The sequence below is a fragment of the Corallococcus macrosporus genome (assembly GCF_017302985.1).
Taxonomy (GTDB): Bacteria; Myxococcota; Myxococcia; order Myxococcales; family Myxococcaceae; genus Corallococcus; species Corallococcus macrosporus_A.
The window spans coordinates 1,752,546-1,765,609 of sequence record NZ_JAFIMU010000007.1 but is presented as its reverse complement, the minus strand read 5'-3'; the positions used below and the strand labels follow the sequence as shown (position 1 = coordinate 1,765,609).

Annotated in this window: 7 protein-coding genes; 5 read left to right on the top strand and 2 right to left on the bottom strand. The window is 70.9% G+C overall.

The annotated features are described in order from the left end of the window. Positions 1 to 195 precede the first annotated feature (195 nt). The 3 genes from JYK02_RS19505 (at position 196) to JYK02_RS19495 (ending at position 7,804) form a co-directional block, all read left to right on the top strand. Entirely contained in the window at positions 196 to 5,094 is a 4,899-nt protein-coding gene (locus tag JYK02_RS19505) for a DNA topoisomerase 3 (RefSeq protein WP_207053056.1), read from the top strand. Between the two features lie 212 nt (positions 5,095 to 5,306). Continuing rightward, positions 5,307 to 6,701 (top strand): MBL fold metallo-hydrolase, encoded by a 1,395-nt coding sequence (locus tag JYK02_RS19500; RefSeq protein ID WP_207053054.1) that lies wholly within the window; start codon positions 5,307 to 5,309, stop codon positions 6,699 to 6,701. A gap of 287 nt (positions 6,702 to 6,988) precedes the next feature. Then, entirely contained in the window at positions 6,989 to 7,804 is an 816-nt protein-coding gene (locus JYK02_RS19495) for a matrixin family metalloprotease (protein WP_207053051.1), read from the top strand. Positions 7,805 to 7,876: 72 nt separating this feature from the next. Here JYK02_RS19495 and JYK02_RS19490 read toward each other — a convergent pair whose 3' ends face one another. Further along, entirely contained in the window at positions 7,877 to 8,254 is a 378-nt protein-coding gene (locus tag JYK02_RS19490) for a DUF5335 family protein (protein WP_207053049.1), read from the bottom strand. Positions 8,255 to 8,386: 132 nt separating this feature from the next. After that, on the bottom strand, positions 8,387 to 9,535 hold the full coding sequence (locus tag JYK02_RS19485; RefSeq protein ID WP_207053048.1) for an AAA family ATPase: 1,149 nt from the start codon (positions 9,533 to 9,535) through the stop codon (positions 8,387 to 8,389). Between the two features lie 221 nt (positions 9,536 to 9,756). Between JYK02_RS19485 and treZ the strand changes: the two genes are divergently transcribed. Together treZ and JYK02_RS19475 are read left to right on the top strand one after the other, a co-directional pair. After that, complete coding sequence (gene treZ / locus JYK02_RS19480) at positions 9,757 to 11,604, top strand: malto-oligosyltrehalose trehalohydrolase (RefSeq protein ID WP_207053047.1); 1,848 nt, start codon at positions 9,757 to 9,759, stop codon at positions 11,602 to 11,604. 148 nt (positions 11,605 to 11,752) lie between these two features. Next, on the top strand, positions 11,753 to 13,015 hold the full coding sequence (locus JYK02_RS19475; RefSeq protein WP_207053046.1) for a discoidin domain-containing protein: 1,263 nt from the start codon (positions 11,753 to 11,755) through the stop codon (positions 13,013 to 13,015). The last annotated feature ends 49 nt before the right edge of the window (positions 13,016 to 13,064 follow it).

The window sequence follows — 13,064 nt, the reverse complement described above, 5'->3', positions numbered from 1 at the left end:
GATTTCCGTTTTGATCGGGACCCCTCGCCGCGTTCCGGTTCCGGCCGCTGCCTCCCTGGAGGGCATGCGGGCGTGACGGAGCGGGACAGGTGGCCCCTGGCCATGTCAGCCTGCCGCGATAGGGAAGGGTAGGGCTGCGCACTGCGGGGGGCCCGACCCCGCGGGTGGGCGGCCGGGGCGGGGAGGGGACAGGCCATGAGGTGGGATGAGATGGGCGAAGCGCCCGGATGGGACAGGACGGTGTCGCGGGACGGGAGCGTGGATGGTGGGACGGCTCGCGGTGGACGGGGATCCGTCCTCGCGGTGGTGGCGGAGAAGCCCGCCGTGGCGCGCGACATCGCCCGCGTCCTGGGCGCCAACGAGCGCGGCGAGGGCTTCCTTCGCGGCAACGGCTACGTCGTGACGTGGGCCATCGGCCACCTGGTGGGCCTGGCGCAGCCGCATGAGATTCGCCCGGAATGGAAGAAGTGGCACCGCTCGCACCTGCCCATGCTGCCGGCGGACTGGCCGCTGGTGGTGTCGGACTCGACGAAGAGCCAGTTCGAGGTCGTCCGCCGGGTGATGAACGCGCCGGAGGTGTCCGCCGTGGTGTGCGCCACGGACGCGGGGCGCGAGGGCGAGCTCATCTTCCGGTACATCTACGACGCCGCCGGATGCCGCAAGCCGGTGCGGCGGCTGTGGGTGTCGTCGCTCACCGAGCGCGCCATCCGCGACGGCTTCCAGCAGCTCAAGGACGGCAAGGCCTACGCACCGCTGGCGGACGCCGCCATGGGGCGCAGCCGCGCGGACTGGCTCGTGGGCATGAACCTGTCCCGCCTCTACACGCTGGCGAGCGGGACCTACGGCAGCATGCTGTCCGTGGGACGCGTGCAGACGCCCACGCTGGCCATGGTGGTGGAGCGCGAGCTGGCCATCCGCGACTTCGTGCCCCGGGACTACCTGGAGGTCGTCGCCACCTTCGTGCCTCGCGGCAAGGGCGCGCCGGCGGGGGCGAAATACCAGGGTACCTGGTTCCGCTCGGGGCCGGACGGCAAGCCGGTGATTCCGCCGGGCTACGACTCCGTGCGCGAGGCGCGCCGGCTGGACGCGGACGGCGTGGAGGCGGGCCGGGTCATCGACCGGGTGCGCGGCGGCAGCGCGGCGGTGGAGTCGCTGGACGCGGAGACGAAGCGGATGCCGCCGCCGCTGCTCTACGACCTGACGGAGCTGCAGCGCCACGCGAACCGGCTGTTCGGCTTCAGCGCGCAGCGCACGTTGGAGGTGGCGCAGGCGCTCTATGAGAAGCACAAGCTCCTGAGCTACCCGCGCACGGCCAGCCGGCACCTGTCGCAGACGGTGGCGGACACGCTGCCGGAGGTGGTGCGCGCCATCCAGGCGCCCTACCACGAGGACCTGGCGCCGGGCACGGGCGAGCGTCCGCTGGGCAAGCGCTACGTGGACGACGCGAAGGTGACGGACCACCACGCCATCATCCCCACGCCGATGCCCGCGTCGGGCGTGCGGCTGTCGCCGGACGAGCAGCGCCTCTATGACCTGGTGTGCCGCCGGCTGCTCCAGGCGTGGCACGAGGACCACGTCTGGAAGGTGACCACGGTCATCACCGCGGTGACGTCGAAGGGGGACGCGGGGCCGGTGGTGGACCGCTTCCACAGCGCGGGCACGCAGGTGGAGAAGGTGGGCTGGAAGGTCCTGGACGTGGGGGGCGGGCAGAAGGCGCCGCGCCTCAAGCCGGAGGGCAAGAAGGGCGCGGACAAGGACAAGGAAGACGAGCCGGACGACGAGCCGCAGGACCTGCCGCCGGGGCTCGCGCGCGGGCAGGCGCAGACGGTGGCGGACGTGGAGGCGGTGAAGAAGCGCACGCGTCCCCCGCCGCGCTTCACGGAGGCGACGCTGCTGACGGCGATGGAGTCCGCCGGGCGCACGCTGGATGAGAAGGAGCTGGTGGACGCGATGCGCGACACGGGGCTGGGCACGCCCGCGACGCGCGCCGCGACCATCGAGCTGCTGCTCGAGCGCGAGTACCTGACCCGCGAGGGCAAGCGGCTGGTGGCCACGGAGAAGGGCATCCACCTCATCCAGGTGGTGCACCCGGACGTGAAGTCGCCCGTGATGACGGGGCAGTGGGAGGCGTGGCTCCAGCGCATCGAGCGTGGGCAGGGCGCGCTGGACGCGTTCATGAGCGGCATCGAGGCCTATGTGCGGGAGGTCGTGGGCCAGGCGCCCACATCGCTGCCGCCCACGCCGGCCACGGCCCGGAGTGGTGGCCCCGCGCCCGCGAGTGGACGCTTTGAATCGAGCCGGCCGCATCCCGCGCAGGCGCCCGCGGAGGAACTCTTCCGGACCCGTGAGGCCGCGACCGCCACCGTGCGGAGCGCGGCCCGAGCCAACACCGCGCGCAACGAGGTCGGTGCCGCCGCGAGCATGCCGCACGCGGGAGCGGGCTCCGCATTCGGCCACGGCGCGGCAGGCGATGCACGCCGCGCCATGGGCGCATCCGGAGCAGGCGCTCCTGTCAGCGATGCGCGTCACACGGGTGCATTCGGAGCAGGAGCCCCCGTCAGCGACGCTCGTCACGGTGCCCACGGTGGATCCGACGCGCACACAGGACCCATGCGTCCCGCGACGGGCGCTCCGGCTCACGGCCCCCACGGAGACACGGGTGGATGGAACACGGCCCGGAACGCGCCCAACATTCCTCCCGCGGAGGTGCGCTCCGCGTTCGTGCAGGCCTCCTCCGAAGGCTTCGGCCGGGCGAAGCGCCAGCCCCAGGCCGTGAACATGGGCAGCGGCCGGCCGGAGCGCGTCCACCGCGCGCCCACGCCTCCGGACAAGCTGCGTGGCCTCCTCAAGGAGGCCTTCGGCTTCAACGACTTCCGCCCGTACCAGGAAGAGGTCTGCCGCGCGGCCACGTCCGGTGAGGACCTGCTCCTCGTCATGCCCACGGGCGCGGGCAAGTCCCTCTGCTACCAGCTCCCGGGCCTCGCTCGCGCGGGCACCACCGTCGTCGTCAGCCCGCTCATCGCGCTGATGGAGGACCAGGTGCTGCGGCTCCAGTCCCTGGGCTTCGCCGCGGACCGCATCCACTCCGGCCGCGACCGCGCCACCTCCCGGCAGGTCTGCGCCGAATACCTGGAAGGCCGCCTGGACTTCCTCTTCATCGCTCCGGAGCGCCTGGGCGTCCCCGGCTTCGTGGAGCTGCTCGCCCGCCGCACGCCGTCGCTCATCGCCATCGACGAGGCACACTGCATCTCGCAGTGGGGCCATGACTTCCGTCCGGACTACCGGCTGCTGGGCTCGCGCCTGCCGCTGTTGCGCCCCGCGCCCGTGGTGGCCCTCACCGCCACCGCCACGCCGGACGTGCAGAAGGACATCGTCCAGCAACTCGGCCTGCGCGGCTCCCGGGGCGGCGCCGCGCACACCTTCATCCACGGCTTCCGCCGCACCAACATCGCCATCGAGGTGCGCGAGCTGAACCCGGGCGCGCGCGGCGACGCCATCCTGTCGCTGCTGAAGAACCCCGAGCACCGGCCCGCCATCGTCTACGCGTCCACGCGCAAGCACGCCGAGCAGTACGCGGACCTGCTCGCGCACGACTTCCACACCGCGCCGTACCACGCGGGCCTCCAGCCCCAGGAGCGCGACCGCATCCAGGCCGCGTTCCTCAAGGGCCACCTGGAGGTCATCGTCGCGACGACCGCGTTCGGCATGGGCATCGACAAGCCGGACGTGCGCACCGTCATCCACGCGGCGCTGCCCGCGAGCCTGGAGGGCTACTACCAGGAGCTGGGCCGCGCGGGCCGCGACGGTAAGGATTCGCGCGCGGTGCTGCTCCACGCCTTCGTGGACCGGCGCACCCACGAGTTCTTCCACCGCCGCGACTACCCGGACCCCTCCGTCCTGGAGCGCATCTACCAGGCCACCTCCAACGAACTGGAGCCCAAGGCCTCCATCCAGGCCCGCGTGCGCGGCGACCCCGAGGCCTTCGACAAGGCCCTGGAGCAGCTGTGGATCCACGGCGGCGTGGAGATGACGCCCGACGAGGACGTGCGCCGCGGCCGCGCGGGCTGGGCCGTGGCGTACATCGCGCAGCGCGAGCGCAAGCAGCTGCACCTGGAGCAGATGGGCCGGTACGCGGAAGCGCACGACTGCCGCATGCGGCACCTGGTGGCGCACTTCGGCGACGTGCAGGACTCCGGCGCCGCCTGCGGCCTGTGCGACGTCTGCGCCCCCGAGTCCTGCGAGGTGGTCCGCTTCGAGGAGCCCTCCGCCATGGAGGCCCACGCGCTGGGCCGCATCCTGGAGGCCCTGCACGCGCGCGACGGCCAGGCCACCGGACGGCTCCACCGGGAGCTCTTCGGAGAACAGCTCCACCGCCGCGACTTCGAGCGGCTCGTGGGCGGACTGGTGCGCTCGGGGCTGGTGCGCCTGGACTCGGACTCGTTCGACAAGGACGGCCAGGTCATCCTCTTCCAGCGGCTGTCCCTGACGGACACCGGCCGCCGCGCGCGCGTCATCGCCCCCGGGCAGGTGGTGCTCCCCCAGGCGCGCGAGGTGCCCTCCAAGAAGCGCAAGGGCCGCACGGCCGCCGGCGGCACGAAGCGCACGACCCGCAAGCGCGCGGCCAGCAAGGAGGCCGCGCCCCGGGCGCGTGGCAAGAGCCGCCGTGGCACCGACTCCTGGACGCCGCGCGAACCCACCCCCGACGCGGACTTCAGCCAGGAAGCGTTCCCCACGGACGCACCCCCTCCGGCCCGTGGCGGCTGGCGGGCCCGCGCCGCGTCCGAGTCACCGCCGAGCTTGGGGGGCTCCGGCGCCCGGGCGTCGTGGAACGCGTCCCGCGCCGCGCCGCCGGAGCCGGGCTACGCGCTGCCCCCGGCGTCCCCCGCCCTGGTGGAGTCCCTCAAGGCCTGGCGCCTCACGGAAGCCCGCAAGCGCAAGGTGCCCGCCTTCCGCATCCTCACCGACCGCGTGCTGGACGCCATCGCCAGCGCGCGGCCCTCCAGCGGCGCGGAGCTCATGTCCATCCACGGCGTGGGCCCCGCGCTCACGGAGCGCTACGGTCCGCAGATCCTCTCGCTCGTGTCCCGCCGCTAAAGGGCCGCCCCGTGTCTCGCGGTGGACACGGGGCGCTCGCGGATCCGCCTCGAACCGCCTGACAAGGGAAAGCCCTTTCCTGGGTCGCAGGCGCGGAGGGCAACCAACCGGGCAGGGAAGCTTGTTTCCCAAGCTTGTAGGCAAAAGTCCGGGTGCCACCTTCTCGTCCACACGCGCATTGGGATGGGCGTGGGGGTTCAAGGGGGCGCGCAATGGAGCTGGGCTTCGAGACGATTGGCAACGCCACACTCATCTGTCACGACAACGGTCCGGTGCTGGTGACCGACCCCTGGACGGACGGGGACGCGTACTTCGGCAGCTGGACGCTGTCCCATGAGGTTCCGGACGCGCAGCGCCAGGCCATCATCGACTGCCCCTACGTGTGGCTGTCGCACGGCCACCCGGACCACCTGAGCATGGCGTCGCTGGAGAAGCTGCGCACGCGCACGCTGCTCGTCCCCAACCACGTGGGCGGCCGCATCCGGGATGACCTGCGCGAGGCGGGCTTCCGCGTCCAGGTGCTCCAGGACCGTCAGTGGACGCGCCTGTCCCCGCGCATTCGCGTGCTGTGCCTGCCGGACGTGAACCAGGACGCGGTGCTGCTCGTGGAGGTGGGCGGGCGGCTCATCGTCAACCTCAACGACGCCGGGGACCGCGGCCAGGGCCGCTTCGTGCGCCGGGTCATCAAGGAGTACAGCGAGACGTACCTGCTGGCCCTGTCCGGCTACGGCGACGCGGACATGATGAACTTCTTCACCGAGGACGGGAACCGCATCCTCCCGTACGCCGCGGCGAAGACGCCCGTGGGACAAACGATTGCGCGCATGGCGGAGACGTACGGCGTGCGCTACTTCGTCCCCTTCAGCTCCATGCACAAGTACCAGCGCGCGGACAGCGTCTGGTGCTCCGAGTACACCACCACGCTGCCGGACTACGCGCGGGGCTTCGCCTCCAACACCTGCGAGATGCTCCCGGCCTTCCTGCGCCACGACTTCACCAACGACTCCTCCGTCTCCATCAACCCCAAGGAGCGCGCCATCAAGCCGGTGGACCCCAAGGCGTACGGGGATGACTGGAGCGAGTGCCTGGACGCGGACGAGGCGAAAGAGCTGGAGCAGTACTTCCGCGCCGTCGAGCACCTGGGCACCGTGCTGGACTTCCTGCGCTTCCGCGTGGGCGGCAAGGAGCACGTCATCGAGTTCAACAAGCGCCGCTTCCACAAGGGCATCACCTTCGAGGCGCCCCGCAACTCGCTGATGACCGCCGTGAAGTACCAGGTGTTCGACGACCTGCTCATCGGCAACTTCATGAAGACCACCGTGCACGGCGGCTTCGGCAAGGGCAGCCTCTATCCGGACTTCAGCCCCTACGTCGCCAAGTACGCGGACAACGGCAAGGCCCGCACCGCGGCGGAGCTGCGCAACTACTTCAACGAGTACAAGAGCCGCGACATGGTGGGCTACCTGCGCCACCAACTGGATGCCCACTGCGTGCGCCCCCTCCAGATTCAGTCCGCGGAGCTGCTGCGCACGCTCCTGCCCCCCGGCTCCAACACCTTCCGCATGGCCAAGGAGACCTACTGGAAGATGCGCCGGGCCATCCTCTAGGGTGACCTGAATCAGGACACCCCGCTGTCCCTTTCTCGGACAGCGGGCCTCCTCCCGGGAAAGCCTAATCCTTTCCCGGGCTTGGAATTGTGAACGTCACGTCAAGTGACGGTTGACGAGGAACGGGCTGGAGCGGGGGTGCTCCAGAGATCCCCGCGTTTCCTGTTTTTCTCCTGTGAAACGCCGTTGGCCCGGCAGTTGCTGAATGGCCCGGCGCGCGGCCCGCGGCTGGCGGGAAGGCCAGGCGGTAGCCGCGCATCCCCCGAAGCACACAGGAAGAGTTCCCGATGCTCAAGTTCCGCTCTGTTGCGATGCTGGCCGGTGTCTCGCTGCTCGGTGCCGCGTGTGGTGGTCCCGAGGCGGCGCAGGAGTCCGAGGTCAAGCCCACGTGGGAGGAGTTCCAGGCGAACGCCTACCGCGAGCCGTGGGAGGGCGGGAAGATCATCGTCAACGGTGACGAGGCGCTGGATTCCGAGGAGGAGCTCAAGGCCTACTTCCACAACGTCGTCGAGGCGCAGCTGGGCAAGTCCCAGGATGGCCTGGCCGTGTACTACATCGGCGGCGACATCAAGTGGAGCAGCACCCAGAAGCTGAACCTGACCTACTGCATCAGCAACAACTTCGGCACCAACAAGACCAAGATGGTGAACGCGATGGCGAGCGCGACGGCGGCCTGGGAGGCCACCGCGAGCGTCAACTTCACCTACCTGTCCCAGTACGACGCGTCCTGCACCGCGTCCCAGACGGGCGTGCTGTTCGACATCCGTCCGGTGTCCGGCCAGTCCTACGTGGCGCGCGCGTTCTTCCCGAACTCCAGCCGCTCCGGCCGCAACGTCCTGGTGGACAGCAGCGCCTTCGGCAACCTGTCGCCCTGGACCCTGACGGGCATCCTGCGCCACGAGCTGGGCCACACGCTGGGCTTCCGCCACGAGCACACCCGCTCCACCGCGAGCGGCTGCTACGAGGACAGCCAGTGGCGTGCGCTGACCTCCACCTACGACCGCGCCTCGGTCATGCACTACCCGCAGTGCAACGGCACCCAGACGGGCGACCTCGTGCTGACGACCCTGGACAAGCAGGGCGCCCGCGCGCTGTACCCGTGAGCTGAGCAGCACCCTTGAGGGGGCAGGGGCTGGTGGGGGCGTCAACGCGCTCCCGCTGGCCCCGTGCCGTTTCTAGAAGCGGGCGCTGACCTCGTCGACCTCGGAGGGGCGCTCGAAGAAGATGAGCGTCTTGCCGCCGCGCTCGCCAATCTCCAGGCACTCCAGCGCGCCGCTCTGGCTGTCCAGCTCCGCGACGAGCAGGTCCGGTTCGAGGATGCGGTGGGTGATGCGCTCGTCCTCGCGGCCCACGATGATCTGCACCGCGCCGGAGTCGCTGCCCTTCGTCTCCAGGGAGATGTCCACCAGGGGCAGGCGGTCGGCCAGGGGCTGGTCGCCCGTGTCCGCGTCGATGGACTCCACGCGCACCCACTGCGTCGCGGACTGCTTGCTGATGCCGGCGAGGTAGCTCGCCCACTGCTCCCGGGGGATTTCCTGGTTGATGTGCGCCATGGGCCGCCTCCGCGTGCCTGTCGTGTGCCTCAACCGTAAGGCGTCTGACTCGCGGGTGAAGGACGGGCCCGGCTGAACGACGCTCCGGGGACCCCGCGGACCGGGCCCCGGCACGTCGGCTGCTGCTCCGGCTCAGTCGCGCACGGTCGTCACGGCATCGTCCTTCAGGACCAGGCGCACCGTGGCGGCCTTGCCGTGGCCGAAGTGTTCGTACGCGGCCTGCTCCAGCGCGGGGGCCAGGGCGGTGCGCAGGCCGCGGGCGCCCGTCTCGCGCTTGATGGCGCGGGCGACGATCCACTCGCGCACGGCGGGGTCCACGGAGAGCTGGAGGCCCTCGTGGGCGAACTCGCGCTCCCAGGTGCGCAGCACGTTGTCCTGGAGGATGTCCCCCAGCGTGGCCGCGTCCAGCGGCGCGAAGGACACCAGCCGGTTGAAGCGGCCGATGAGCTCCGGGATGAAGCCGTAGCGGGAGAATGCCGTCGTGTTCTCCAGGTGCTCCTCGGTGATGCGCGTGGCGATGGACTCCAGGTCCTTCTGCCCGCCCTTGCCCGGCTCGCGGCCGAAGCCCACGCGCTCCACGTGGGCCATGGTCTCCGCGGTGCCCCGGAAGCCGCTGAAGGCGCCGCAGGCGATGAAGGTGATGCAGCCCATGTCCAGGGATTCGGAGCGGATCCGGCTGGTGAAGCCGAAGTCCGGCGGGAAGGTGGCCTGGGCCGCGGACAGCAGGTGCAAGAGGCTGCGCTGCACGCCAAAGCCGCTCACGTCCTTGGTGGTCTGCTGGCCGGAGAAGCGGCTGTCGGAGCGGCTGGTGGCGAGCTTGTCGAACTCGTCCATGCAGATGACGCCGCAGGAGGCCCACTCCGCGTCGCGCTCCGCGGCCTCGTAGAGGCGGGAGAGCAGCGTGCTCACGTCGTCGCCCACGTAGCCCGTTTCGGAGAACTGGGTGGCGTCCGCGAGCACGGTGGGCACGCCGAGGATTTCGCGGAACATCAGCTCCACGAGGAACGTCTTGCCGGAGCCGGTGGGGCCCAGGAAGAGGGCGTTCTCGCGGGTGCCGGGCTCCGGCTCCAGCCCCTCCAGGTACAGCCGGCGGATGCGGCGCAGGTGGCGGTACGCGAGCACGGACGCCGCGCGGCGGGCCTCGGGCTGGCCCCGGTAGCCCAGGTCTCCCAGGCGCGCGTCGATCTCCTTCGGCGACAGCACCTCCAGCGAGGACACGCGCTCCTGGATGGGCGGGCCTTCGGGGAAGGCGGAGGGTTCGACGCCGGAACGGGGAGACATCGCGGTGGGCTCCAGGAGCGGGCCAGGCTTCGGCGGGGGCGCCCCATCATCCGGGACGTGCCCGGGCGCCACAAGCCATCCCCGCTCGGCGCAGGGCATGCGGCCCTCCGTCCGCCGGTCCGCACTCGTGGCCCCCCAGAGGTCGGCCCGTGAACAGCGGTGGGACTCCGGTCCAGGGGGTGCTCCCCGTGTCCACGCTGGGGGATTAACAGGGACACGACATGGCTCATACGACTGAAGGACGGTCCCAGGCGCCCCGGCTGGGCGCGTGGGTGGAGGGTGGTTCCACGGTGCGCTGGCGCGTCTGGGCGCCGGGCCACAAGGGCGTGGACGTGGTGCTCTACGACGCGGAGGACCGCGTGCTGCGCAAGCTGCCGCTCACCCCGGAGGCGGACGGCTGCTTCGGCGCCGCGCTGCCGGACCTGGGCGAGGGCGCGCGCTACAAGCTCAGCGTGGACGGCGGAGACCCGTTCCCCGACCCGTGGTCGCGCTCGCAACCCAAGGGCGTGCACGGCCCGTCGGAGGTCGTCAGCGCGGACCACGGCTGGACGGACTCGCACTGGAAGGGGCCGGATCCGCAAGCGCTGGTCATCTACGAGGTGCACGTGGGCACCGCCACGCCGGAGGGCACCTTCGAGGCGTTCATCCCGAAGCTGGCCCACCTGCGCGAGCTGGGCGTGAACACGCTGGAGCTCCTGCCGCTGGCCAGCTTCCCGGGCGCCCGCAACTGGGGCTACGACGGCGTGGACCTCTTCGCGCCGCAGGCCACCTACGGCGGACCCAAGGGGCTGCGCAAGCTCATCGACGCGGCGCACGCGCACGGGCTCGCGGTGCTCATCGACGCCGTCTACAACCACTTCGGGCCGGACGGGAACTACCTGCGCGCGTACTCGCCGCACTACTTCACCGGCAAGCACCACACGCCCTGGGGCGACGCGGTGAACTACGACAGCGAGGGCAGCCGCTTCGTGCGCTCGCTGGTGCTCTCCAACGTGGAGATGTGGATCCGCGACTACCACGCGGACGGCCTGCGCCTGGACGCCGCGCACGCCATCGTGGATGACGGCCAGCCGCACCTGCTGGCGGAGATTGTCGAGCGCGCCCACGCCGCGGGTTCCGGCCGCCGCGTCGTCGTCATCGCGGAGGATGAGCGCAACGAGCGCAAGCTCGTCACGCCCGCGTCCGAGGGCGGCTATGGCCTGGACGGCGTCTGGGCGGATGACCTGCACCACCAGCTGCGGCGCGCCTTCGCGGGCGACCACGAGGGCTACTACCAGGACTACACCGGCAGCGCGGAGGACCTGGCCGCGACGCTGCGGCAGGGCTGGTTCTACACGGGCCAGAAGTCGAAGAACCTGGGCCACGCGCGCGGCACGGACCCGAAGGGGCTGGGGCCGTGGCACTTCGTCCACTGCATCCAGAACCACGACCAGGTGGGCAACCGGCCCTTCGGAAACCGCCTGGCGGAGGACGTGTCCCCGGCCGCCTACCGCGCCATGAGCACGCTCTTGCTCCTGTCGCCCTTCACGCCGCTGCTCTTCATGGGCCAGGAGTGGAACGCGCGCACGCCGTTCCTCTACTTCACGGACCACAACGCGGAGCTGGGCAAGCTCGTCACCGAAGGGCGCCGCAAGGAGTTCGCCGGCTTCTCCCGCTTCAAGGGCGAGGAGGTGCCGGACCCGCAGGCCCGTGACACCTTCACCCGCTCCACGCTGGACTGGGACGAGCTGGACGGCGTGGATGCCCGGGGCGTGCACACACTCTACAAGGAACTCCTGCGCCTGCGCGCCACGGAGCCCGTGCTCACCAGCAAGCAGGGCACGCACGACGCGAGAGCGCTGGGCCCGGACGCGTTCGTGCTGGAGCGCCGCGCGGAAGGGGACACGCTGCTCGTCATCGTGAACCTCCGGGGCTCGCTGGTGCACACGCTGCCCCCGCACGCGAGCGCGGGCATCGTCGCGTGGAGTGAGAACCCGCGCTACGGCGGCACCGTGGAGGGCTCTCCGCTCACCGGCAACGTCGTGCGTCTGGAGGGCCCGTCCGCGGCGGTGGTGAAGCTGCGCGAGTAGCCCGCACGCAAGGACAGACACGGTTTCACGCGCGGCCCGTTTCCCGTGAGCAGGGAGGCGGGCCGCCGCTTCTTCCATCCGTGAAACAGGCAACGACAAGGAATGCCCTCGGAGGCAGGCCGGTACTCGGCCGCCAGGAGGAAACACCTTGTCGCCAGCTCATCCATCGCCGTGGAAGCGTCACGTCCGCACCGCGAGCGCGCTCCTCTTCTTCGGGGCTTCGGCGCCGGCGCTCGCCGCGTCGGGCTTCACCGCCGTCACCGCCAGCGGGAACGACGGCAACCTTCCGTCCGCCACCATCGACGGCAACCTCACCACGCGCTGGTCCAGCGACGGCGTGGGGCAGTGGCTCCGGGGCGACCTGGGCAGCGTGAAGTCGCTGTCCGCGGTGGACATCGCCTGGCACCGGGGCGACGAGCGCACCAACACGTTCGTCATCGCCACGTCCACGGACGGCAGCACCTGGTCCACCGCCGTCTCCCGAACGTCGTCCGGCACCACCGCCAACTTCGAGCGCTACAGCTTCACCGCGCGCAACGCCCGCTACGTGCGCGTCACCGTCAACGGCAACTCCGTCAACACCTGGGCCAGCATCGCGGAGTGGGCCGCCCTCACGGGCCCCGCCACGCCCACGGCTGGCAAGGACCGCTTCGGCGTCACCCAGCTCTATCCCTCCAAGTCCGGAGGCGAGGCGTGGACGCTGGCGGACAACGCGCTGGCGGACGCGCGCTTCGACCCGCAGGACTCCATCACGCGCAACAGCGACGGCTCCTGGAAGATGAGGGACAAGCAGGTGCGGATGAGCGTCTTCACGTCCACGGGCTATGACGACCGGAAGATTCCCACCTACGACCGGGACGTGCTCGCGAGCCGTGGCTACATGCAGGCGCCGAACGACTGGAAGAACATCGAGATGACCGGCTTCGTGAAGGTCAACGCGGTGGGCGACGTGAAGGACAACTTCGCTTGGTACGCGCGCGGTGGGAAGCACAACGACGACCACTCCGGCTGCGAGGGCAGCAGCTACAAGGCGGGCCTGCACTACGACGGCCGCGCGCGCTGGGAGAAGGAGACGTGGCACGTCTCCTACGAACAGACGCCGTACGTCACGGCCACCTCCGCGCTCAAGGGCCGCTGGGTGGGCTTCAAGGCCGTCATGCGCAACGTCACCGTCAGCGGCCAGCCCGCCGTGAAGCTGGAGCTGTACGTCAACGAGAACGCGGACCGGGTGACGTGGAAGAAGGCCTCCGAATACACCGACGCGGGCAAGTGGGGCGGAGACGCTGGACACTGCGGCGGCGCCGTGGCGGGCATGCCCATCACCTGGGGCGGCCCCCTCGCGGTGTTCCGCTGGGACAACGCCACGGACGTGGACTTCAAGTGGCTGAGTGTTCGCGAAATCCAGCCCTGACCCGGGCTCGCTCGCGGTCTGACGCAGGACGGCAGGCCGCGCGCCGGGC